The following is a 22,353-nucleotide window of genomic DNA, read 5'->3' as shown; positions in this document are numbered from 1 at the left end:
CGCCCAGCAGCGTGTCGTTCCCGACACCCCCCTTCAGCGTGTCAGCCCCGTCCCCACCGTCAACAACATCATTCCCGCTGCCCCCATCAACACTGTCAGAACCGATCCCGCCGTATAGCTGGTCGTTGTCCTCGTTGCCCGAAAGCGTGTCGTCCCCCTCGTCTCCGAAGAGGATGTCGTTTCCGATGCCGCCGCGCAGCGTGTCGTTGCCAAGCCCGCCGCCAAGGCTGTCTTCGCCCGTGCCGCCGACCAGCGTGTCAAGGCCATCGCCCCCCGAAAGCGTGTCGTCCTCGCTGCCGCCATCAAGGCTGTCGTTGCCCGCGCCGCCATCCAGCAGGTCGTTGTTTTCATTTCCGGAAAGCGTGTCGCTGCCGTCGCCGCCCAGCGCCGTGTCATTGCCAAGCCCGCCCTGCAACCGGTCATCGCCGACATCGCCCGTCAGGCTGTCGTTTCCGGTGCCGCCGACCAGCGTGTCGCTTCCGGCCCCGCCGTCGAGCGTATCGTCCTCGCTCCCCCCGTCGAGACTGTCATTGCCGGTGCCGCCGCTCAGACTGTCGTTGTTCTCGTTGCCTGCCAGCGTGTCATTGCCATCGCCGCCGAGGACCGAGTCGTTTCCGGTTCCGGACGAGACGATATCGTCGCCACTGCCGCCGTCGATGCTGTCATTGCCGGTGCTGGCGATCAGGCTGTCATTGCCTGCCCCCGCGATCAGCGTGTCGTTGCCCGCTCCGGCGTCGATGGTGTCGTCGCCCTCGCCCGCATCTACCGTGTCGTCGCCGGTGCCCGAAGCGATGCTGTCGTTCCCCGTGCCGGCAGCCAGGGTGTCATTGCCCGAACCGCCGAACAGCGTGTCATTGCCCGCGCCGCTGTCGACCCAGATCGCCCCCGTGGCGGAAGCACCGTTGATGCTGTCGCTGCCCGTGCCGGTCAGCAGACGCTCGATCTCGGCAAAGGTGATGTCCACGCCCGCATCGGCATCAAGCCCGTTGACCGTGCCGCCTTTGGGGTTGGTTCCATAGATGACGGTCTGCGCCGCCGAACCCGCAGATAGGTCAAGCACATCGCCCGCATTGCCGTTCGACGTATCGTCACCGGCCCCCTGCGTGCCATCGGTGCCGCCGTCGATGCTGGCCGCGATATCGGCCGCCGTATCGGTCGCATCCAGCGTAAAGACATCGTCGCCCGTGCCGCCGCTTGCCGAATCTGCCCCGCCAAGGGCGATGTCGTCGTCGCCCGCGCCACCGTTGACCGTGTCGTTGCCGGCCCCGCCCAGCAGCGTATCGGCCCCGTCCCCGCCCGAGGCGGAATCGTTGCCGCCACCGCCTGCCAGACTGTCGTTGCCTGCCCCGCCATCGAGCGTGTCGTTGCCCGCATCGCCGGAAAGACTGTCGTCGCCCTCCTCTCCGGCAAGGCTGTCATTGCCCGCCCCTCCGGACAGTGTGTCGTTCCCCGCATTGCCCGCAAGCGTGTCGTTGCCGTCGCCGCCGCTCAGGCTGTCGGCACCCGCGACCCCCGCCGTGGTTCCGGCAGGCGTGAAGGTGGTGAATTTTGCGGTCATCACCGCGACGCCGTCGTCATCATCGGTGCCCGAGACGAGAACCCCGTCCACATAGGCAAGGTCTTCCGAGTCGAAGATTTCGGCACCCGGTTCGGGGGCGTCATCGACGATATGCGTCAGCGGATCGACCAGCGTGACGACACCTGTCGTCGGGTCGACCGTGACAGCCGCATAGCGCAATTCGCTGGTCTCGCCCCCCACCACAAGCGTGCCGCCCGTGCCCGAGGGGATGAAGACCATCGTACTGATATCGACCACATAGTCGTCGATCTGGCCGACCAGCGTCAGATCGAAGGTGCCGTCGCCCTTTGCATCGGGATCGACGCGGAAGATCGTCACATCATCGTCATTGCCGCCGACAAAGACATAGGTCTTGCCGCCGATTTCGGCCCAGGTGGCGGCCGCGCTGTCGTCCAGACCGGTCTGCGACCCTGCCGGTGTATAGATATCGCGCCCGAGGCTGTTGCCCTGCGGATCGGTCTCGGACGCGCCGTTCTGGTCATCGCCGCGCGCGTTCTGGAACGTCAGCTGCCCCGTCGCGTCAAGCGTATAAAGCGAGATCCCGTTCTGGGCTCCGTCATTGCCGGCCGCCAGAACAAAGGTCTGCCCCGCGCTGTTGGTGAACCCCTCGACGAAGCTCGGGCTTTCACCGGTGCCGCCGCCAAGGAAGTTTTCACCAGTGCCGCTTCCATCCGTCTCGCGGTCGAGCAGCGTAAGCGCGCCGGTTGCCGGATTGACGGCAAAGGACATCAGGCTGTCAGAGGTGCCGCCCGCATAGGCAAGCAGGACAGGAGTGCCGCCCACCGTGACAAAGGACAGGCTTTGCACCGCGTCGAGGTTCGGCGCCGTCAGCGACGGGCCTGCCGTCAGGCTGCCATCGGCACCGATCCTCGCGATGCCGATGGTCGACCGCGCCACATCGGCGGTAAAGACGAAGCTGTTGCCATTGGCCAGCGTCGCCGCTTCCATGCTCTGGATATTGTCGAAGCCCGCGCCGGACACCCCTTCGGACAGCGAAGAGATCTTTGCCGAAAGGTCACCTGTGCCGCCGCTGGTCGGCGTGGTGCCCATAATCTGGCCGAAGGTCGGGGAATTCGGGTCGCTGTCGATCCGGTACGAGGCGATGCCATCGGTCGACCCGCCATTCTCCGACGTGATCATGATCAGCTTGCCATCGGCCAGCCGCACCAGTTCCACCGCGCGGATGCCGTTCGCCTCGACCGCCGTCGAATCCTGCAGGTTGTCACTGTTGGCAAATGTGACAAGCGCGTTCTGCACGGGCGGAAGCGGCGTCTCGCCATCGCCCGAGATGCTGTCGTCGCCCGCCCCGCCCAGCACCGTATCGTTGCCGCCGCCTGCGACGATGGTGTCGTTCAGCCCGTCGGTCCCGTCGATCTGGTCGCCCTGCGGGTCGGTGTAGGGGGCCGCCATCGAGTCGTCGCCCGCCGTGCCCTCGACCTTGCCATTGGGGGTCACGAAGATGGTGCAGGTGTTGAAATTCGGCGCGGCCGTCGTATCGACCGCCTTGTCGAACCACAAAAACTGGTAGTTCGAATTGTTGAAGGTGAAGTTCTGGTTCGCGGCGGTCGGGCTCCACGACCCGTCGCTGTTCTGCCGCCAGCCGGCTGCCGTGGCTGCGGTGGAAAAGGCCGCTTCCTGACCGACCGGCGCTTCGATGCTGGCCCCGTTGCCACCGGCCCCGTCGGCCGAGATGACCTGGCTCGTCTCGTTCGCGGCAGGAGCGCCGAGGACGAGGTTGTCGTTGCCGCCCGCCATGTTGATCTGGCCGACGACATACCAGCCGTCGCCGATCTGGATGTATTCCTGCACCCCGGTGCCGGGGTTGTTGCTGCCGGTGATGCTGCCGCCGACCGACAGGTTGGTGCCGATCTCGACCCCGTTCGACGAATTCGTGCCGCCAAAGACAAGGCTGTTGCTGACCGTCAGATTGTCGCCGATGCGCACAAGCTGCTGCGTCAGGTTGCTGCCAAGGTCGATGTTACCCTTGACGGTCACGAAACTGCCGATCGCAAGGCAGTTTTCGGCATTGTTCGAATTCATCGAAATCGAACCGACGCCGCTGCTGCCGACAATCGAATTGTTACCGATCTTCAGATCGTTGTCGCTGTAGTTCGACGTCAGGATGATCGAGGACCCGACCGTCGCGCCGCTGCCCAGAACGACCGTATTGTCGCTGTAGTTCGAATGCAGGTCGATCGTGCTGCCGATGGTGGCGTTGGTGCCGACGCGGAATTCGTTGACCGCGTAGTTCGACGCCTGTGCCACGTTTCCGGTAACCGTCAGGCTGTTGCCCGCCACGAAAGCCGTCGTGTTCATGTCGAACGAGGTGCCGTCGCCGCTGAGGTTGACCGACCCGTTGATCCGCGCGCTCTCACCCAGCGTCACGGTCTTGTCCATGTTGTTGCCCGACATGGTGATCGAGCAGTTGAACGTGGCGCGGTCGCCCGCGGTCAGGTTCATCGCCGTGTCCGAAGCGTTCAGCGTGACCTGCGTATTGAACGTGACGTCATTGCCCACGGTCACGTTGGCGGTGGTGCTGTCGCCCATGACCAGACCGTTCAGGGTCACGCCGTTGCCCGCCGTCACCGTATCGACCCCGGCCGAGCCGGTGATCTGGCCGACCGTGGCATTCGCAGCGGCATTGACCGTCAGCCCCTGCGCCGACGAGGCGACGATCTGCACAGGATCGGCATCGACCCCTGCGGCGATGTTCACCGTGGCGTTGACGCCCGGATAGAAGCTGATCGACCCCTGATTGGTCGCCGTCAGGCCGGTGATCGACTGGTTGAACTGGACCTCGACCGTGCCGGTCTGGCCATTCGCGAACTGGATCACCGTATTGGCGTTGAAGCCGTTGTCGACCACATAGACATCGCCGGGTTGGGCTGTGATCGTGCCGGCGTTGACCTGCGGATAGCCGTTGACGTTGCCGGGGTCGACCGTTCCGACCGGGGCACCTGCAGCGATGATGTAATAAGTGGCCATACTCTTGAACTCGAAACTGGTTATGCGGACGACGCGACCGACAGGATCGGCGCTTCAGGTTGAGACCCGCTTAACGCGTCAAGGAAATGCGACGCGGGCGGCAAAAGCCCCCTTCGGCGCGCGGGGAACGGGATCGGACCAGACAGGCCAGCCCTGCCCCGCGCCGGGAAAAACCCTTGGGCGCAAAGGGGTTGGAGACGGGGCATTGGCTTGGCATGGCAAGGCACTCTGCAAAGGACGACGCTTGTATAACGACACGGTGGCACGACCATTTTATAGGCCCGCCCCGACTTTCGGCTGAAACCGCGCAAGCCCGGATCGGCAAAGGTGCGGCGGTTTCACGGTCGGGAAGGACTGGACGCAGCAATCATTAACGCCCGCCCTGCGCAGCGGTCAGGCGAATGTCGTCAAATTCGTCCAGCTTCATCAAATCGAGCGCAAGACAGGGAAAATCACGCCCACGGCCCCCGAAAACGCGATTTTACGCGACGCAACGGCAGCACGAATCCAACGCCAAAAGCGCGCGACGGCCCGTTACGCGACCCGTCCTGTCGTGAACTTCTTTTCACGACAAAGGAACGCGCGGGCATAAGGCCCAATTCCCACTTTGGTTGACGAAACTTGGACGAAATCGCATTTTCCACCGCAATCCAGAATTGAATCCGACTTCGCGACAAGGGCCAAAGGGTGAACTTGCCACCATCGCGCTGACCGGACGGCTGGTTTGGCAGCCCTCGCACCCCGTGCCCGCACGTCGTGGCAAGCATCCCGATGGCGAATCTGCGCCTTACGCCGCCGCTTTGGCGCGCGGTTCCGCGGGGGTAGGCTTGCAATGGCAGGGCGCAGCGGCTTGGCGGGCGGCACGGGTTGCCCGAACACCCCGTCGCTAAAGGCGCGGATGGCGCAGCACGATACGGGTTCCGCTCGACACGTCCCGAACCGTCAGCTCGGCCTGAAGCCGCGTTGCCAGCGCCTGCATGATACTGCTGCCCAGTCCGGCGGCGGGTCTGACGGCGCGGCCGATCCCGTCATCGCACACACTCAGCCTCCATCCCTGTGGCGTCGTCTGGAATGCGATTGAAATTCTTCCCCCCCTGTCGTCGGGAAAGGCATGCTTCACCGCGTTGATCAGCAATTCCGTCAGGACAAGGCCAAGATCGGTCGCCGTTGCCGCGTCGAGCATCACCGGCGCGCAGCGGATCCCGACCGAAATCCTGCGCGTCTCGGGAAGGAAGGCTTCGACGAACCGCCGCAAAAGTCCGTTCAGGTGATCGGCGATACCGACCTGACCTTTAGGGTCGAACAAGGCGCGCTCAAGCGCAGCCACCGCCATGATGCGCAGATAGGCCCCGTTGATTTCGCGGCGCGCCTCGTCCGAGCTGCTTTCGCGCAGACTGTATCTGAGCAGGCTCGCGATGATCTGCACGCTGTTGGACATGCGGTGCAGCGGTTCGCAGGACAACGCATCCTGCATCGGCACGGGCATCGGCGGCACCGCATATAGCAGCGCCCCCGGGTCAGACAGCACCTCGCCGGCAAAAACACCGGCGATCTGCGCGGGGGCCAGTCGCGCCGCGCTGGCGTGCAAAGCGCCAAGGATCGGCAGGGCAAGGCCCGGCCCCGCAACCGGCCCGATCCGGCCCCGGCCTGCGATAATGTCGAGGTGCGGCAGGATATGCGGCATGGCGCTTCGTTCCTTTGCAGTCAAAGCCCCCGCGCCGAACCCGCGGCTTGGGGGCATGAACCGACAGCGAAGCAATTTTTACGACAATTCCGCCCGCGTTTTGCTGCCCTGGATCAGCCAGACAGCACAAAAACGCGCGCCTCGCCCCCAAAGGCTTGCGGTCAGGCAAGCAACGGTCCGTCATGGTCCAGATAGGCGCGGTCGAACATGGCGAGCGTCACGAGATCATCATAATTGTCAAAGGTCACGCGCCCCTTCTGAAAGGTCACCAACCCCTCTTCGCGCAGTTCCCGCAACACCCGATTGACGTGAACGGCACTCAGCCCAAGCGCATCGGCCAGCAGATATTGCGACAGCGGGCAAAGGAAACCGGACTTGTCTGCCATGCCCACCAGCCGCAGGCGGGCGTTCAGCTCAAGCAGGAAATGCGCCATACGTTCGATGGCTGTCCGCCGGCCCAGATTGACCAGATGTTCCACCACCATCGCCTCGTCCCTCGAGGCCGCCCAAAGCACCGCCGCCGCCAGCCGTGGTGTGCGCGAAAAGGCGTCGAGCAGCTCTCCTTGCGTGACCTCCGAGGCGCGAACCGGCGTGACCGGCTCGACATTGTGGTCCGAGGTGCGGAACAGCACCGACCGCAAACCAAGGAAATCCCCCGGAATCTGGAAATCGACGATCTGCCGGCCGCCGCTGCGCAGGATCTTGTAGGAACAGGCCCAGCCCGAGGCGAGGACATAGGCGCTCTGGTCGGTTTGCCCCTGATGGATGATGTCGATGCCGACGGCAAACTTGCGCCGCCGCCGATATAGATCGGACATCACGGACAGGTCATTCTGTGACAGCGTGACGAAAGCGGTCAACTTGCGCGCGAAGGGGCTGTCCTGAGGCGAGGCTGGGATCGGCTGGGTCATCGGCTCCTCGGACGGGGGCGGGGCGCTCGCCATACACTTGGCCAATTCACCGGGCGCGATACTGATCGAAATCAGCTTGGTGCCAAAAATCTCTGCGATGATGCGGGCGGGACCTGGCCCCCTGACCGAGCCTGACAGAACTTTCAAAGAAAGTCGAAGCATCCATGAACGGTTCAAACGAGGTCGCCGGTCTGGCAGCTCTTGCGATATGCGAGTCGCTGCTTCTGGCGCTGAACGATGCCAATATCCTGCCGGAAAAGGAAATCGTCGGCGTTCTGCAAGATGCCGCAGCCGCGCACGAGAACGCTCTGGCCGGAGAAGGCTCGGCCGAAGTCCATGCGGCAGTGGCGCGGCTGATCAACAAGATCATCGACGGAGGCAACTCGGTCCGCCGGACCTGAGGGGCCGCCAACGGCGGATTCCGGCCGACCACGGCCCGGGGCGGCCACAAGACTTCGGCAGGCACACACAGATCAGCTTGGCCCTGTCGAAAACGGTGCAGGTTCATGTCTTGGCCCGCATCTTCCGCGCGGCCAAGCTGCCCGACGATCGGGCAGACAACCGAAAGTAGACACATGTCGATGAACCTCCACACCTCGACCCAGGACAAGATGAAACTGGTCAAGACCGCTTGGGACAAGGCTCCGGCCGGACCGAAGAAGGACGCCGCCCTGACCCATTACCAGGCCGCCGAAACCGCGATGACGGCCAAGAACGACCCGGATTGCCTCAAGTCGCTTGATGCAGCGACCAAGGCTCTGGCCTAAGCCGATTGCCCCGTCGGCCTTGCGCCGGCGGGGACCACACGGGTTCATCCAAGGAAACAGCCATGTCGCGTCACGTCTCCCGTCGGCAAAGCCGGTCTTGCAGGGGCAAGGTCTGATGGAAGGCACAGTTCCTTTCGCCGGTGACTGGCAATCGGTCGACAGCCCCGCCCCGCCGCAGACTGGCTGGTACGCCGTCCTTCGGGTGCCGCAAGCAGCACTTGGAAACACCCTTCGCACGGGTGCGGCCTATTTCGGCGACGATGGCTGGGGCAGCAAACATGACATCTTTGCCAGATCGATCTCCAGCTTCGACGACCACGACGTCGCCGCGATCTTTGCACGGACCAACCACCCCTTCTGACAAAGCAAGGCGCAGCCAGGCAGCACTTCCGCGTCCCGATCACCCGAAAACAAACCGCCCGAAACGTCGCTGCGGCCGGACCGGCGCCTGATTTACCGCATTCGCACCCCAAGCATCCCCCCAAGGGCCAGCCAATCCGCTGGCAAGCGGGTCACAGATACCCGGCCCGCTCCGGTCGCAGACCGGCCTTGCCAAGGCGCAAGTCATTCTCGGCCGCCAAGGACAGCAGCGTCTCCTCGTCCATCGCATTGGCCACCACCTGCAACCCGACGGGCAAGCCCGCAGCCGTCAGACCGATGGGCATCGAGACGGCAGGTTGGCCCGTCAGGTTGAACGGATAGGTAAAGCTGGCCCATGACACGATGGTCCGCTCGGCCTGCGATGGCGGAACATCGACACCGACATCTATCGCCGCCACAGGCAGGGTCGGCGTTACAAGCACGTCATAGGGTTCCATCAGCGCGCGGACCGTTTCGCGGAAAGCATAGCGGCGAAAGACCGTTTCGTAATAGCTCCGCATGTCGAGGGCCACCGCCGCCCGCAAAACACCAAGAACCGCCGGATCCAGCAAATCGGGCGTCTTTTCCAAAGCCGGACGCAGGCGAACCGCCACTCCGGCATAGAACTCGGCAGTCCACAGCTCGGCCGGGTCATCAAAGAATGGGTCGATCCGGTCGACATGGTGCCCGGCCCCGGCGAAACCGCGCAGCGCACGGGCGGTGATGTCGGCCACTTCGGCATCCACCCGCGCATAGCCCAGCGTCGGGCAAAAGGCGATGCGCAAGGGCCTGCGCCGCACCAGCGCACCCGCGAAATCCGGGGCGGGTCCGGCAAGCGAAAACGGGTCGCGCCCGTCATAGCCCGCAATGACCGACATGACAGCCGCAACATCATCCGCCCTGCGGGCCAGCGGGCCGACATGGGCCAGCGTCGGCGTGGCCGAGGTCGGAAACACCGGAACGCGGCCGAACTGCGCCTTGAACCCGTATAGTCCTGTCAACGCCGCAGGGATACGCAACGATCCCCCGCCATCCGTCCCCAAGGCATAGGGAACAAGCCCGCAAGCCACCATCGCAGCGGCTCCGGCACTCGACCCGCCGGGGGTCTTGTCCGGATCCCACGGATTGCGGGTAATGCCGGTCAGGGGGCTGTCACCCACAGCCTTGCAGCCGAATTCGCTGGTGGTGGATTTCCCCAGAAAGACGGCCCCCCCCGCGCGCAATCGGCTGACCGAGGGGGCATCCTGCGCGGCGGGCTCGGCCCCTGTCGTTCTCGAACCGAAGCGTTGCGGCATTCCGGCCACCGCGATCAGGTCCTTGACCGACGTTGGCACGCCATCCAGCGGGCCCAGACGCGCGCCCTGCATCATGCGTGTCTCGGCCGCCCTTGCCTGCGCCTGCGCCCCCTCAAGATCGAGGTGCGCGAACATGTTCAGCCGCGGCTCGATCACCTGAAGCCTGCGGATCACATCGGCCAGCACCTCGACCGGCGAGAACGCCCGCGCCTCGAACCCCGCGTGCAACTCGGCAATCGTGGCAAAGGCAAAGCCGGTCATCGCGGCGGCCTATTCGTCGATCACCGCCACCGCCCGCACCGGAGAGCCCGACCCGCCCTTGAACTTGATCGGCAGGCCGATGAATTCGAACTCGCCCAGCCCGATCAGGCTTTCCAGATTGACCAGCCATTCAAAATGGGAAATCCCCAGATCGCGGCACAGGCGATGCTGGGCGAAAAGGTTGTCGCTGGGCTTGTCGGTCGACGGCCCCTCGACCCCGTGCATCCGCGACCCGCGTTCGTGCAGCCAATGCGTCGCCCCGACCGTCAGACCGGGGTTGCCCCAGACGATCTGCTTGCGGTCGCCCCAGTTGCGGGCGTGAAAGCCCGTGCAAAGCAGAACGATATGTCCGTCAACCTTGACCCCGGCGGCGGCTTCGGCGGCCGACATGTGGTCGGCAGTGATGTCCTCGAGATCCCCGATGTGCCGCAGGTCAAGGCAGACAGCCTTGCCCATGAACAGATCAAGCGGCATCTGGTCGACCGACAACCCCTTCGGATTGACATGCAGGAACGCGTCCACATGGGTGCCGACATGGTCGAGCATGCCGATGTAATTCGTCTGGAACGTCATCGCGTCACCGGGCACGCCAAGCCCGAAGGAAACGGTGAATTCATGCGACAGCGCCTTAAGGTAGACGGGGCTCTGAAACATCTTGTGGGCGGGCATGTTGTCTTCGACGGTCAGGCTAAGGTCGATGATGCGGCGGGCCATGGGACTACCTCTTGTGATCCTGCGCAAGGAACGGGCAGGCGGTTTCCGGGGTTGATCGGCCCCATGCTGCGCGTGGCAGGACCGGTTGACAATCCGGTAAGACTGTAACGAAGCTATAGATAGAATTGATGGCGCAGCAGCCATCACACCCCGATATAGCAGGACCGCGCTCGAAAAAATGGAACTTCGCGATCTCTTTGCCCTGATTGCCATAGCCGAAACGGGTAGCCTCTCGGCCGCGTCGCGCAGGCTTGGGCTGACACAACCGGCCATAACGACCTCGTTGCAGCGGCTTGAACGGGCGGCGGGCGCGCGTCTGGTGTCGCGCCATTCGCGCGGCGCGAACATTACCGAGGAGGGGCTTTACGTCCTGCAAAAGGCGCGGGACATCGCGCATGAGATGGGCCAGATCGCCCTCGTCAACGACAAGCTCGCGCAGGCCCCCGCGGGTGAGGTTCATCTCGGGCTGCCCACCACAGTCGCGGGCGGGCTGATCCCCGAACTCATTCCCATGCTGCACAGACGATACCCCCGCATCCGCCTGCACGTGATCGAGGCCATGAGCGGCGTCCTGAAAGAGCAGCTCCAACTCGGGCGCATAGACCTTGCCGTCCTGTTCGACAGCGCCCCGCTGGCCGGATTGCGCTGCACCCCCTTGCTGACGGAAGCGATCTTCCTGCTGCTGCCCGCAGACCACCCCTGCGCCGCACGCGCGGGCATCGACCTGTCGCAACTGGCAAGCCTCGCGCTCGTGCTGCCAAGCCGGGCAAACTCGATACGGCTGCATCTTGAACAGGCCTGCACGTCACAAGGGTTGTCGCTGTCGGTGCTGGCCGATGTCGACAGCTTGCCCGGCCTGCTCGGGCTTGTGCGAAAGGGCTATTGCACGGTCCTGCCAAAGTATCTGGCCAAGCGCGAGATCGACGCAGGCCATCTTGCAGCCGTGCCGATTGCCAATCCCGCGCTGGACTGGACGCTGCACCTTGCAACGCGGCGGGACGCGACGCGCCCAAGGGCGAACATGGCGGTCGCGGAATGCCTCTACGAAGCCTGCGACGCCCTTGTCAAAAGCGGGGATTGGGAAGCCCAGATCAGCCGTCAGACCTGATACCGCATCGCCGAACGCGGGGCCGGTGCAAACCACGGGCGGCCCTGCCCTCCTCTATGCCAAAAGACGCCGGACCTCTCGATCCGGCGCCTTCCGCTGTCTCGAACCGAAGCAGGCTCAGCTGCCCAGATCGGTCTCGACCTTCTTCTGTGTCTTGGCCAGTTCCGGATCGGGCACCAGACCATAGGCCTCGAGCGGTCCACCCGCCGCCGCCATGTCATCGGACACGAAGAACGAGGTGAACTCCTTCAGCCCCGGAATGACGCCCAGATGCTGGCTCTTGACGTAAAGGAACAGCGGCCGCGAGATCTTGTAAGCCCCCGAGGCCACAGTCTCGCGCGACGGGGTCACGCCTTTGAAATCGGCAACACGCAAACGGTCGGTGTTGTTTTCATAAAAGGCCAGACCAAAGACGCCGATCCCCTGCTTGGTGGTCTGCAACCGCGCCAGCGTCTCGGTATAGTCGCCGTCGATCTCGACCACGCGGCCATCGGTGCGCAGCGCGATGCAGGCGGCCTTGGTCTTGTCCTTGTCCCCGCCTGCGCGGCGGGCCAGAACCTTGTCGGCCTTGAAGGTCTTGCAGCCGGTTTCGATCACGTTCAGATCGAACACCTCGCGCGTGCCGTGCTTCGAGCCGGGCACATAGGCAAGAATTTCCTGATCCGGCAGCGACGGATCGACATCGGACCACTTGGTAAAGGGGTTCGGCACGATCTTGCCGTTGATCACCACTTCGGCGGCAATCGCGTTGTACCACTGTGACGGGGTGAACTTGAACGCCGGTCCATTGATATCCGAGGCAAAGACGATCCCGTCATAGCCGATGCGGACCTCTTCGACATCGGTCACGCCGTTCGACTTGCAGCGCGCCAGTTCCGACTGCTTGATCTTGCGCGAGGCGGTGGCGATATCGGGCGTGTTCTCGCCCACGCCATCACAGAACTTCTTGATCCCGGCCGAGGTGCCGCCACCTTCGACGACGGGTGTGGGGAAGTCGAAATTCTCGCCGAAGGATTCAGCGACGATGGTGGCATAGGGCAGAACGGTCGACGAGCCGGTCACCTGAACCTGATCACGCGCTTCGGCAGCGAAAGCCAGCGTCGACAGGGCGGTGACCGAAAGCGCGGTCATGCAGAAAAACGACATATGGGGTCTCCAGAGGTTTGAATCTGTGCGATGACCGGCCCGCGACCCGCAGACCGGTCGTAAGAACGTCTGTCGGTTCAGAACGCCATCGTCAGGCCAAGGCTGGCATTGGCCTTCTTGCCTTCGGCCTTGGCATAGCCCGCCGACAGGGCAAGGCCCGATCCGAAGTCATGCGTGATGCCGATGCCGCGCGTCTTGGTTGCCTTGAACTCGTCGTCGCGGAAGAACGCGGTCAGCGTGGTCGTGCCGATGATATAGGTGCCATAGATCACGTATTGCGACTTGTCGTCGTCGCGCAGACCATAGGCGCCCTTCACTTCGAACTGGCCGTTGCCATAGCTGCCGCTCACCACGGTCTGGCTGTTCAGGCCGTTGTCCTCGTAACCGGCGGCAAGTTTCCAGAACTCGGTGGTATAGGAAACGCCAAAGCCCATGTCGTCGCCATTGGCGCCCGCGCCCGCCCCTTCGCTGCCACCCGGATTGCCGAGCGACAGGTTCACGGCCAAGGCACCGTTGGCATAGGTGTAAAGAACGTCTTTCGACGTTCCGGTATCGCCCCCCGTCAGGAAGGTGAATTCCTGCAATTTCTTGGTATCGTCAAAGCCGATCGGGGCGAATTGGGTCACCGACGCCTGAACGGCGCCTTCGGCATCGCCCATCGTCAGCTTGCCGTATTCCGGATATTCAAGGAACACGGTGCCTTTCACCTTGGTTTCGGTGTCGAGCGTCGCGCCCTCGGCCTCGTTCGCGCGGAACTGCGCGCCGAATTTCAGTCCGGCATCGGTCTCGCCCGACAGGGTAAAGCGCACACGCGCGCGGCTCGAGAAGTTGAAGTCCCCGCCTTCGACAGAGGCGATCCCCATGCGCGCGTCGCCCGACAGCGTCACATCGGCAAAGGCCGCTCCGGCAGAGGCGGCCAGCATGGTGGTGATGAGCAGAGTTGTTTTCATGTTTTCAGCTTTCGCGCGTTTGGAAACCGGACTCCCTCAGTCCAGTTGAGCACGCCTATTTCAGCCGCCTGTGACACTGGCGTAACGAAGCGGGCAATTGCGGGCAGCCCCAATCGGCGCGGCAGAAAAACCACAGTTTATGACAATGAAATCAAAGGCATGTATCGGTTTCATGACACAAGCCCGCAAGCATCTGCGCCGGCCTCGCGTCAGGGTTGACGCGCCCCGCAAAGCCCGCCCCGCAGGCTGTGCAAGGCCCTCGCCGAACGCTGCGCGCAAGCGTCACGGCCCTGCAATCCGGTGCGGGCGGGCGGGCTGATTCCCTTGGCGGTGCTTTCGCGCCCTGCGGTCACGGCCTTGCCTGCCCATCCCCAAAGCCGCCCGGTCCTTGGCCCGCCTATCTTGCCGCAAAGGCGCGGTAGCCGATGCCGGGTTCGGTCAGGATCAGTTCGGGAGAGCCGGGATTGAATTCGATCTTCTGGCGCAGCTGGCCGACGAAAACCCGCAGGTAAGGCACGTCATCCGCATGGGCTGGCCCCCAGATGCGGGTCAGAAGCTGGCGATGTGTCAGCACCCTGCCCGGCGTTTCGGCAAGGGCAAGCAGCAGTTCGAATTCTTTCGGGGTCAGGTGGACAGGCTCCCGGTCCCGCAAGACACGGTGTTCGGCGGCATCGATCTCAAGCGGGCCAAGCCTGAACCGCGTCGATGGCTCGCCCTCGCGTCGCGGACGAAGGCAGACGCGGATGCGGGCCAGCAATTCCCCGATGGCAAAGGGTTTGCCCACGAAATCATCGGCGCCAAGGTCAAGAGACATGATCTTCTCCATCTCTTGGTCGCGCGCCGACAGAACGATGATCGGCACGTCAGACCACGCGCGGATCGCTTCGATGACCGTCTTGCCATCGGCATCGGGCAAGCCAAGGTCCAGAATGACAAGATCGGGCCGCCGCGTTGCCACCTGCGTCTCGGCCTGCGCGGCTGTCGCGGCGGTCAGCGTATCATGCCCCGAGGCCGACAGCGCATGCACAAGAAAGCGCAGGATCTGCGGCTCGTCATCGACGATCAGGACAAGCGGGCGCGCGGCGGTCATGGGTCGGCCTGCATCGGAAGGAACACGCGAAAGGCCCCGTCAGACCATTGCAAGCGGCCCCCGTGGACCTGTGCGATGCATTTGGCGACCGCAAGGCCAAGGCCACGTTGCTCGGCCATCGGCCACATCTGCCCGCCCTCGAGCCAGTCGCGCAGCCCCTTGGCCGGACCTGATCCCGCATCCGCGACGGCCAGGGTCAGCCCGCCCTCGACCCGGCCCGTGCGCAACGTGACCGGAGCCGTTCCATGCTTCCGCGCATTGTCGAGCAGGTTGAACAGCATCTGCTCCAGCAGCCCGCCCTCGGCGCGGATCATGGGCAGTTCGGCCAGATCGCACTGGCACGCGGCGTGCGGAAAGGCACGTTGCCACCGCGCAACGGCAGACTGCGCGATGTCATTCACGTCCACCCATTCCAGACGCGGCAGGATGCTGCGGGACAGGCGTGTCATCTGCAAAAGGTTGGTGACATGCAGGTTCAACCGCCCCGCCTCTTGGCTGATGGCGGCCAAAAGATCGGCCCGCGCCGCAGGCGAAAGGCCATCGTGCAACTCGGTCAGGGTGCTCGCCGCGCCAAGGATCGTCGCCAAGGGTGTGCGAAGATCATGGCTGAGCGAGGCAAGCAGCGCCGAACGTGTCGCCTCGGCCTCTGCATCCTGTCGCGCGGCGGCCGCCGAGAGGCTGGCGTCAAGCCTGCGCAGCGCAAGGGCAAGCTGTTCCACCAGCGCCGATATCGCGACACTGCGCTGCGCCGTATCCGCCCCAGACAGGCGGCAATGCCCAAGCGCCAGCAGGCCGGTGCCGTCGGGCACGGGCAGAAAGGTCAGCGCCGCCCCCTGCCAGCCCTCGGCCGAAGCATGCTCGACACGCCCCGACCGCAGACAGCGTTCCGCCGCCTGCGCATCGGGCACCGCAAGCTCTGCCAGCGCCGGCATGGCGGCGACAGGCTTGGGCAGGTCAGACAACACCACCGCCACCGCATCTCCGCCCGCAAGGGCCGAAAGATGCGCAACCGCCTGCGCCAGCGCCGCATCCCGCGTATCCACTTCGGCCAGACGCGCCGAAAACGCCGAAAGGATCGCCAATGTCCCGGCCCGCGTGCGCGCGGCTTCGGCCCGGTCGCGCAGACTTCCGGCAAGCGATCCGACAAGCCCCGCCGCACAAAGAAACACCCCCAGCGTCACGATGTCCTGCGGGCGCGACACCTGCAGCGTGAAGAAAGGCTCGGTGAACAGAAAGTTCATGACGAAAAAGGCAGCCGCCGCCGTCGCAACGCCCACCCAGAACCCCGACAGCACCGCCGAGACAAGCACCGCCATCAGAAAGATCAGCGGCACCGTGGTTGCTGGCAATTTCTCCTGCCACGCCAGAACGATCCCCGCCGCAAGCGCCACGGACACCGCCGCCAGCACCGCGCCGGAAACCGTTGGCCCGCGCAGGCGAAAGGGCGGCTCGGGCATCTGTCTTTGCAGCTCATCCCTCCGCTCTGACCCGGTTCTTGCCATAGCCACCGCTGCCACCCGCCCTTCTGACCGCAGCCCCATTCCTGCGGCGACGGATCGGGCCTGTCCACCGTCTTTATGGTTTCCTTATGCGCGGCACGGCATTCCCTGTCGCTTCCTTATCCGCGATGCGGGCATCACTCGCAGGCCATCGCAACAGATGGTTCTGCCAACGGACACATCATGCCAGACGCGCCCACCGACCCCGCCGCCACCACCGACAACGCCCATGCCAAGGGCTTGCTGCCTTTGTCTCTCGCTGCGATCGGGGTGGTTTACGGCGATATCGGCACCTCGCCCCTCTATGCCTTTCGCGAGGCGATGCACGCCGCAGGCGCAAGCCATGGCGGGGTGCAACGGGCCGATGTTCTGGGGGTCTTGTCGCTGATCACATGGTCGCTGATGTTGATCGTGACGGTGAAATATGTGCTGATCCTAACGCGGGCCGACAATCAGGGCGAAGGCGGGACACTCTCGCTTCTGGCGCTGGCGGAACGCAGTCTGGGGCGGCGGCGGCGCGTGGTGCTGGCCATGGGGTTGATCGGCGCGGCGCTGTTCTTTGGCGATGCGGCGATCACGCCCGCAATTTCGGTGCTCTCTGCGGTCGAAGGCCTCAGCCTCGTGACCACGGCCTTCGATCCCTTCATCCTGCCGATCTCGGTCGGCATCATCACGGCGCTCTTTCTTGTGCAGTTCCGCGGCACCGCCGCAATGGCGCGGTTCTTCGGGCCGGTCACGCTCGTCTGGTTTCTGGTGATGGCGGCAGGCGGCGTGGCCCATATACTCGACGCCCCCGGCATTCTAGAGGCGGTCAACCCCGCACATGCCGCAGCTTTCGTCACGGGCAACGGGAAACTTGGCCTGATCGTGCTGGGGGCGGTCTTTCTTGCCGTGACCGGGGCCGAGGCGCTTTACGCCGACATGGGCCATTTCGGGCGGCGTCCGATCCAGCTCGCATGGATCGTCGTGGCCTTTCCGGCCTTGCTGCTGAACTACTTCGGTCAGGGAGCGCTTGTGATCAAGGATCCCGCCGCGCTCGGGAACCCGTTCTTCCGGCTCTATTCCGACGCGATCCTGCTGCCGGTCGTGATCCTTGCCACGGCGGCGACGATCATCGCCAGTCAGGCGGTGATCTCGGGGGCCTATTCGCTGACGCGGCAGGCCATCCAGTTGCGCCTCTTGCCGCGCATGCGCATCCGCCACACCTCGGACGAACAGGAAGGGCAAATCTACATGCCGGCGGTGAACACCTGCCTTCTGGTGGCGGTGCTCGCCCTTGTCGTGACCTTCGGCACCTCGTCGTCGCTGGCTGCGGCCTATGGCATCGCGGTGACAGGGACGATGGTGGTGACAGCGACGCTCGCGATGATCGTCGCGCACAAGACATGGGGCTTGCCCGCCCCCGTGGCGGTGGCGCTGATGCTGCCGTTCCTGCTGCTCGACCTGACCTTCTTCGGCGCCAACCTGTTGAAACTGGCCGAGGGCGGATGGCTGCCCATCGCCATCGCGGGAGGGGTGATCCTGCTGATGGCAAGCTGGATCATGGGCAGCAATCTGGTCCGCAGCAAAGAGGCGCAGGGCGAAGTCCGTCTCGACAGCCTGATCCCGAAACTGGGATCGAAATCGCTGTCCTCGGTCACCGGAACGGCGATCTATCTGGCGTCCGACCCTGAATACGCGCCGTCGGCCCTGCTGCACAGCTTGAAGCATTTCAAGGTGTTGCACGACCAGAACGTGATCCTGACCATCCGGACCGCCGATGTGCCAAGGGTCGCACCCAAAGATCGCGTGCAGATGGCCGACCTCTCGCCCGGCTTCCGTCAGGTCATCCTGACATGGGGCTACGCCGAAGAGCCCGACGTTCCCGATGCGCTGGCCCTGTGTCGCAAGCTGGGGTGGAAGTTCGACATCATGGCCACCTCGTTCATCCTGTCGCGCCGGTCCCTGCGGCTTTCATCACGGCGCGAGATGCCCGCCTTCATGGCGCGCATCTTCATGGTCATGGCCCGCAACTCCGCACCCGCCTCCGACTATTTCCGCATTCCGGCTGGGCGCGTCGTGGAATTGGGAACACAGGTCAACGTCTGAAACCGCCCCGCGCGAGACGGCCGGCGCCCCCACGGCGCCGCGCCGTCCGCAGCATCAACCACACCACACGGAACCCGCACCAGCCCGCCCAACCCGATCTCCCGGCGTGAAGCCAGCGTTCCCGTCTCACAGCGGAACCGCAATCTGCCAATAATCGGCAGGCGCCTTAGGATCGAGCTGGAAGGCAAGATTGTCGAGCTTTTGCAGGCGGGTAGCCGGAACGCAAAAGGCCCCGCTGTTGGCGGGGCGTATGGGTCTGCGAAGTGTTCGCTTGAGTTGGTTGCGGGGGCAGGATCAACTGAAGTGCCTACCATTTCAATGGCAGCTTAGGGCTGTCCGAGCTGGCAGATGATTCCATGCCACGTCGAAAGAAAAGAAATCAAAAAGAGCGGAGGCCGACGTCGCAAAGGGCGGAAAGCGGTCTTTCGCCTTCGGGCAATCATATACCGGCATACCAGGCATAGCGCCCGGCATCTTCCCAATAGCCACCGCGACCGCCGCCGATCTGTTCCAGCGCCGCGACCGCCTCGATCCTCATCACGAACTTGGCCTGTTTGTAGCCCAATTGCCGCTCGACCCGCAGGCGGATCGGCGCGCCGTGTTTTTCCGGCAGGTCGCCGCCGTTCATGCCATAGGCAAGGATGGTCTGCGGATGCATCGCGTCCACCATGTCAATGCTCTCGTAATAGGACGTGCCGCGGAAATCATCGGCGCAGTAAAAAACGATGTAACGCGCCTCGGGTGCGATACCCGCCTCGTTCAGGATTGACCACAAAGGAACGCCCGTCCATTTGCCGATCGCGGTCCAGCCCTCGACACAACTGTGTTCCGTGATCTGCGTCTTCGCCTCGCGCGTTTTCAGCTCTGCCAGCGAAAGGCGCATGGGCTTGGCCACCATCCCGCCGACTTCAAGCCGCCAGTTGGCAAAACCCTCGGCCAGATGCCTGCGATAGACCTGATCGCCCGCCATCGTGTTGCCATTCGTGCGGAACACCGGCGACATCTCGGCCTCGGAAAACTCGGGCGCAAGACTGTCTGCGAACAGCAAGCGGTGCGCGCGATAGTTCAGCCATTCCCCCCAGCTCAGGAACGATTGCCGAAAACCGGACGAAGCCCCCAGCCTGTCGCAACCCGCCAAAACAGCAGGGGCCGAAACCGAAAGACCGGCAAGAAATCCGCGACGCGTCAGCAGGTTTCCCATGGCTTAAGCTCCCTTCCCGACGCGACCGCCGGTGATCATGCTGCGGATGCCGTGGATCGGGCCGGACAGCACGACCATGGCAAGGTGGACAAGGACGAAACCGACGATTAGCGCGGCGCTTATAAAATGCACCGAACGCGCCGAGGCATGGCCCTGAAAAAGCACCAGCAGCCAAGGCCACCCCGCCAGAACCGCCGGAGACATGGCGAGACCCGACAGCACCATTCCGGGCAACAAACCAACCAGAACCGATAGATAGGCCAGCTTTTGCAGGACGTTGTAACGCGAAGCGGCCTCTCCCTTGGGAAAGCGAAGCCGAAGATGGTCAAGGATGTCCCGCCCAAGATGCGCCGGCGAAGCCTCGGCCAGCGACGGCAGCAGGTCTCGGCGCAGATGCCCGTTCCACAGGCTGCGTCCCAGATAAGCCACCAGCCCCGACATGAACAGCCACGCAAAGGTCAGGTGCCAATCGCGCGCCAGCGCAAGATTGTAGCCCGAGGGCAGCGTCACCCACTCCGGAAAGGCCCGACTGCGCACCACGCCCGTATGATCGGTCCAGCGCCCCAAAAAGCCCGTCGTATCGATCGACAGGCCCGCCACATGCACCTCGCCCCGCGCCTGTAGCGACACGATCTCGAACCAGGGCATGTCAGGCTGCGCGCCATGCCCACCCCAGTAAAGATGTGGATGGGCGTTGAAGATCATCAACCCGCTCATCAGCATCACCGCAAGGGACAGCACGTTCATCCAGTGCCAGACCCGCGTCGAAATCCTGTGCCGGACCGTCCGGCTCGTTTCGCCATCCATCGCGCTTCTCCTGATAAAGGGTGCGCGCTCCGGGAAGAGGGGCTTCCCGAAGCGCGCGGGTGACCGGCTTACATCGCAAGCGCGTCGGTCACTTTCGCATCGGGATGGGCCTTGCACGCCTCGGTGATCTGCGCGGTCATGTCCCCCGCCATCGCATCGCCAGCCATCGCGTCACCAGCCATCGCATCGCCTGCCATGGCATCGTCCGTCATCGCGTCACCAGCCATCGCGTCACCAGCCATCGCATCCGAGGCCATGCTGACGGCATCGCTCGCCGCCATCATCCCGGTCGAATCCATGGCAAGGAAATCGGCACAGCTCAGCGTCGCCGGATCGACGGCCATCTCGGCCATCGCGCCGGTCGCAAGGGTCATGGACGTCAGGGCAGCGCCCAGAAGAAGGGTAAGCGATTTCATGGTCAGTCCTCCGTTCCGCCCGGCGGAATGCCGTGGCGCGATAGAGGAAATCTAGCAAGCGGATGAAAGTAAGTATCTGTATTTCATACATAAAAACGGACACGTGAGAATTGCCACTTTCTGCGCGAGTCCATTGAAACATCTGTAACGGCACGCACGAAACCACGTATTGCTATGCCTCGGACCCGTCACCGGTCCTCATCCGAAGAAGGCGGCAAGAAATATTCGCCGACCCGCCGCATTCCGCTGTAACGTCTGCCCGGCGCACCCGTATTGCATGAAGTGATGTCACCTGCCGACGACGAATGGTCCGTGCTGATGCGCGCTGCCCTTGGCGGCGACGCTCGGGCCTATGCCCGTTTCCTTGCCGATGTGACTCCCGTCCTTCGCGCCGTGGTCCGTGCGCGCAGTCGCGATCTGGCCTGGGACCAACAGGAAGACATCGTGCAAGAAGTGTTGCTTGCCCTGCACCGCAAACGCCACACCTGGCAGCCGGACCTGCCCATCAGGCCGTGGCTCTATGCCGTGGCCCGCCACAAGACGGTCGATGCGTTTCGTGCCCGCGGCAGTGCCGTCCATCTTCAGATCGACGATTTCGAGAATGTCCTTGCCGCCGATGAGCCGGCCGACGGTCTCGCCGCGCGCGATGTTGCGTTCCTGATCGGTCGGCTTGACCGGCGTTCCGCCGAAATCGTCCGCTCGGTTGGCATCGACGAGGAACCGGCCCTCGCAGTCGGTGAACGACTCGGGCTGACCGAGGGGGCCGTTCGCGTGGTCCTCCACCGGGCCATCAAGCGGATGGCCGCCATCGCAAAGGGTCCGCGCGCATGAAAACCCAAGACCTGATCCGGCGTTTGGCCCAAGACACCCCGCCTCCCCCTTTCAGCGAACGCGGCGTAACTCTGGCGACAGTTCTTGCAGTCGTGGCCTGCACCACCGCATTTCTTTCCCTTGCCGGCACACGCTCCGATCTCTTTGCCGCAATGCTGTCGCCTCTGGTTGCCACCAAGACGCTGCTTCCGGCCAGCCTCTTCATCCTCTCGCTGAAAGCGGCGCTGCGGATGGCAAGGCCGGACCGCGCTCCGTCCCACGCATTGCGCCCCCTTCTTCTGCTGGCGCTTGTCGCTGCCTTAATGTGGCTCAGGGCTTTCGCGAACCTGTCGCCAGATCAGCGTTTTGCCGAGGTCGGGGCATTCTCGCTATCCGAATGCGTCGGGTTCATCACCCTGCTCTCTGTCGTTCCGGCCGCCGTCCTGATCGCACGCCTGCAACATGGGGCAAGCATGTCCCCGATCCGGTCCGGTGCCCTTGCAGGCTTGGCCGCAGGATCGGGGGCCGCGACCGGCTATTCGCTCTTTTGCGTGCAAGACAATCCGCTGTTCTTTGTGACTTGGTATGGCTTCGCAATCCTCCTCGTCTCGGTATTGACCGCTCTTGCAGGCAGCAGGTTCCTCCGCTGGTAGGAACCAAGACCCTCGACCACCCCTTCCCC

Annotated in this window: 19 protein-coding genes; 7 read left to right on the top strand and 12 right to left on the bottom strand. The window is 64.0% G+C overall.

Annotated elements, in window-relative coordinates; all coding sequences use genetic code 11:
- From H7F16_RS19255 to H7F16_RS19245, 3 genes are all read right to left on the bottom strand, one after another.
- Positions 1–4,564 (bottom strand): beta strand repeat-containing protein (locus tag H7F16_RS19255; RefSeq protein WP_206682624.1); only part of this gene is annotated, 4,564 nt, incomplete at its 3' end.
- Between the two features lie 886 nt (positions 4,565–5,450).
- Positions 5,451–6,248: a sensor histidine kinase gene (locus H7F16_RS19765; RefSeq protein WP_185799269.1), complete on the bottom strand. Its 798-nt coding sequence runs from the start codon at positions 6,246–6,248 to the stop codon at positions 5,451–5,453.
- A gap of 161 nt (positions 6,249–6,409) precedes the next feature.
- Complete coding sequence (locus H7F16_RS19245; protein WP_185799268.1) at positions 6,410–7,159, bottom strand: Crp/Fnr family transcriptional regulator; 750 nt, start codon at positions 7,157–7,159, stop codon at positions 6,410–6,412.
- Positions 7,160–7,323: 164 nt separating this feature from the next.
- On the opposite strand from H7F16_RS19245, the gene H7F16_RS19240 reads away from it, so the two are divergent.
- The 3 genes from H7F16_RS19240 (at position 7,324) to H7F16_RS19230 (ending at position 8,287) form a co-directional block, all read left to right on the top strand.
- Positions 7,324–7,560, top strand: coding sequence for a hypothetical protein (locus tag H7F16_RS19240; protein WP_185799267.1), 237 nt, complete (start codon positions 7,324–7,326; stop codon positions 7,558–7,560).
- Between the two features lie 174 nt (positions 7,561–7,734).
- On the top strand, positions 7,735–7,926 hold the full coding sequence (locus H7F16_RS19235; protein ID WP_241741538.1) for a hypothetical protein: 192 nt from the start codon (positions 7,735–7,737) through the stop codon (positions 7,924–7,926).
- 115 nt (positions 7,927–8,041) lie between these two features.
- On the top strand, positions 8,042–8,287 hold the full coding sequence (locus H7F16_RS19230; protein ID WP_185799266.1) for a hypothetical protein: 246 nt from the start codon (positions 8,042–8,044) through the stop codon (positions 8,285–8,287).
- A 151-nt stretch (positions 8,288–8,438) separates the two neighbouring features.
- On the opposite strand, the gene H7F16_RS19225 is transcribed toward H7F16_RS19230, so the two are convergent.
- Together H7F16_RS19225 and H7F16_RS19220 are read right to left on the bottom strand one after the other, a co-directional pair.
- Positions 8,439–9,842, bottom strand: a complete 1,404-nt coding sequence (locus tag H7F16_RS19225) for an amidase family protein (protein ID WP_185799265.1) — start codon at positions 9,840–9,842, stop codon at positions 8,439–8,441.
- Between the two features lie 9 nt (positions 9,843–9,851).
- A complete protein-coding gene (locus tag H7F16_RS19220) occupies positions 9,852–10,556 on the bottom strand; it encodes a cyclase family protein (protein ID WP_185799264.1) in 705 nt (234 codons plus the stop codon).
- A 178-nt stretch (positions 10,557–10,734) separates the two neighbouring features.
- Here H7F16_RS19220 and H7F16_RS19215 point away from each other — a divergent pair, with 178 nt between their 5' ends.
- Positions 10,735–11,664, top strand: a complete 930-nt coding sequence (locus H7F16_RS19215; RefSeq protein ID WP_185799263.1) for a LysR family transcriptional regulator — start codon at positions 10,735–10,737, stop codon at positions 11,662–11,664.
- Between the two features lie 117 nt (positions 11,665–11,781).
- Here H7F16_RS19215 and H7F16_RS19210 read toward each other — a convergent pair whose 3' ends face one another.
- From H7F16_RS19210 to H7F16_RS19195, 4 genes are all read right to left on the bottom strand, one after another.
- Positions 11,782–12,810, bottom strand: a complete 1,029-nt coding sequence (locus tag H7F16_RS19210) for a substrate-binding domain-containing protein (RefSeq protein WP_185799262.1) — start codon at positions 12,808–12,810, stop codon at positions 11,782–11,784.
- Positions 12,811–12,887: 77 nt separating this feature from the next.
- A complete protein-coding gene (locus tag H7F16_RS19205; protein WP_185799261.1) occupies positions 12,888–13,760 on the bottom strand; it encodes a porin in 873 nt (290 codons plus the stop codon).
- Between the two features lie 397 nt (positions 13,761–14,157).
- A complete protein-coding gene (locus H7F16_RS19200) occupies positions 14,158–14,850 on the bottom strand; it encodes a response regulator (protein WP_185799260.1) in 693 nt (230 codons plus the stop codon).
- Positions 14,847–16,307 carry a DUF4118 domain-containing protein gene (locus H7F16_RS19195; protein ID WP_185799259.1) on the bottom strand — a complete coding sequence of 487 codons (1,461 nt, stop codon included), beginning with the start codon at positions 16,305–16,307 and terminating at the stop codon, positions 14,847–14,849. Before H7F16_RS19195 ends, H7F16_RS19200 begins: the two co-directional genes overlap by 4 nt.
- A gap of 225 nt (positions 16,308–16,532) precedes the next feature.
- On the opposite strand from H7F16_RS19195, the gene H7F16_RS19190 reads away from it, so the two are divergent.
- Positions 16,533–18,437 carry a potassium transporter Kup gene (locus H7F16_RS19190; protein ID WP_185799258.1) on the top strand — a complete coding sequence of 635 codons (1,905 nt, stop codon included), beginning with the start codon at positions 16,533–16,535 and terminating at the stop codon, positions 18,435–18,437.
- Between the two features lie 439 nt (positions 18,438–18,876).
- Here the strand turns inward: H7F16_RS19190 and H7F16_RS19185 are convergent, their stop codons facing one another.
- From H7F16_RS19185 to H7F16_RS19175, 3 genes are all read right to left on the bottom strand, one after another.
- Positions 18,877–19,638 carry a molybdopterin-dependent oxidoreductase gene (locus H7F16_RS19185; protein ID WP_185799257.1) on the bottom strand — a complete coding sequence of 254 codons (762 nt, stop codon included), beginning with the start codon at positions 19,636–19,638 and terminating at the stop codon, positions 18,877–18,879.
- A 3-nt stretch (positions 19,639–19,641) separates the two neighbouring features.
- Positions 19,642–20,445 carry a cytochrome b/b6 domain-containing protein gene (locus tag H7F16_RS19180; RefSeq protein ID WP_185799256.1) on the bottom strand — a complete coding sequence of 268 codons (804 nt, stop codon included), beginning with the start codon at positions 20,443–20,445 and terminating at the stop codon, positions 19,642–19,644.
- A 68-nt stretch (positions 20,446–20,513) separates the two neighbouring features.
- Positions 20,514–20,861 carry a hypothetical protein gene (locus H7F16_RS19175; RefSeq protein WP_185799255.1) on the bottom strand — a complete coding sequence of 116 codons (348 nt, stop codon included), beginning with the start codon at positions 20,859–20,861 and terminating at the stop codon, positions 20,514–20,516.
- A gap of 285 nt (positions 20,862–21,146) precedes the next feature.
- Between H7F16_RS19175 and H7F16_RS19170 the strand changes: the two genes are divergently transcribed.
- Together H7F16_RS19170 and H7F16_RS19165 are read left to right on the top strand one after the other, a co-directional pair.
- The gene (locus H7F16_RS19170) at positions 21,147–21,692 is read left to right on the top strand and encodes a sigma-70 family RNA polymerase sigma factor (RefSeq protein ID WP_185799254.1); all 546 of its coding nucleotides are present in this window, start codon (positions 21,147–21,149) and stop codon (positions 21,690–21,692) included.
- Positions 21,689–22,324, top strand: coding sequence for an NrsF family protein (locus tag H7F16_RS19165; protein ID WP_185799253.1), 636 nt, complete (start codon positions 21,689–21,691; stop codon positions 22,322–22,324). Before H7F16_RS19170 ends, H7F16_RS19165 begins: the two co-directional genes overlap by 4 nt.
- Positions 22,325–22,353 lie beyond the last annotated feature (29 nt).

The sequence above is a fragment of the Paragemmobacter straminiformis genome, assembly GCF_014243445.1.
Lineage (GTDB): Bacteria > Pseudomonadota > Alphaproteobacteria > Rhodobacterales > Rhodobacteraceae > Paragemmobacter > Paragemmobacter straminiformis.
The sequence above is the reverse complement of the archived record's forward strand: the minus strand, read 5'-3'. Positions and strand labels throughout refer to the sequence as shown.

Coding starts and splice junctions, on each gene's coding strand:
- H7F16_RS19230 (WP_185799266.1), top strand. CDS start 8,042: ATGGAAGGCACAGTTCCTTTCGCCGGTGACTGGCAATCGGTCGACAGC.
- H7F16_RS19245 (WP_185799268.1), bottom strand. CDS start 7,159: ATGACCCAGCCGATCCCAGCCTCGCCTCAGGACAGCCCCTTCGCGCGC.
- H7F16_RS19210 (WP_185799262.1), bottom strand. CDS start 12,810: ATGTCGTTTTTCTGCATGACCGCGCTTTCGGTCACCGCCCTGTCGACG.
- H7F16_RS19195 (WP_185799259.1), bottom strand. CDS start 16,307: ATGCCCGAGCCGCCCTTTCGCCTGCGCGGGCCAACGGTTTCCGGCGCG.
- H7F16_RS19175 (WP_185799255.1), bottom strand. CDS start 20,861: ATGAAATCGCTTACCCTTCTTCTGGGCGCTGCCCTGACGTCCATGACC.
- H7F16_RS19220 (WP_185799264.1), bottom strand. CDS start 10,556: ATGGCCCGCCGCATCATCGACCTTAGCCTGACCGTCGAAGACAACATG.
- H7F16_RS19240 (WP_185799267.1), top strand. CDS start 7,324: ATGAACGGTTCAAACGAGGTCGCCGGTCTGGCAGCTCTTGCGATATGC.
- H7F16_RS19185 (WP_185799257.1), bottom strand. CDS start 19,638: ATGGGAAACCTGCTGACGCGTCGCGGATTTCTTGCCGGTCTTTCGGTT.
- H7F16_RS19205 (WP_185799261.1), bottom strand. CDS start 13,760: ATGAAAACAACTCTGCTCATCACCACCATGCTGGCCGCCTCTGCCGGA.
- H7F16_RS19215 (WP_185799263.1), top strand. CDS start 10,735: ATGGAACTTCGCGATCTCTTTGCCCTGATTGCCATAGCCGAAACGGGT.
- H7F16_RS19200 (WP_185799260.1), bottom strand. CDS start 14,850: ATGACCGCCGCGCGCCCGCTTGTCCTGATCGTCGATGACGAGCCGCAG.
- H7F16_RS19235 (WP_241741538.1), top strand. CDS start 7,735: ATGTCGATGAACCTCCACACCTCGACCCAGGACAAGATGAAACTGGTC.
- H7F16_RS19190 (WP_185799258.1), top strand. CDS start 16,533: ATGCCAGACGCGCCCACCGACCCCGCCGCCACCACCGACAACGCCCAT.
- H7F16_RS19225 (WP_185799265.1), bottom strand. CDS start 9,842: ATGACCGGCTTTGCCTTTGCCACGATTGCCGAGTTGCACGCGGGGTTC.
- H7F16_RS19165 (WP_185799253.1), top strand. CDS start 21,689: ATGAAAACCCAAGACCTGATCCGGCGTTTGGCCCAAGACACCCCGCCT.
- H7F16_RS19170 (WP_185799254.1), top strand. CDS start 21,147: ATGTCACCTGCCGACGACGAATGGTCCGTGCTGATGCGCGCTGCCCTT.
- H7F16_RS19180 (WP_185799256.1), bottom strand. CDS start 20,445: ATGGATGGCGAAACGAGCCGGACGGTCCGGCACAGGATTTCGACGCGG.
- H7F16_RS19765 (WP_185799269.1), bottom strand. CDS start 6,248: ATGCCGCATATCCTGCCGCACCTCGACATTATCGCAGGCCGGGGCCGG.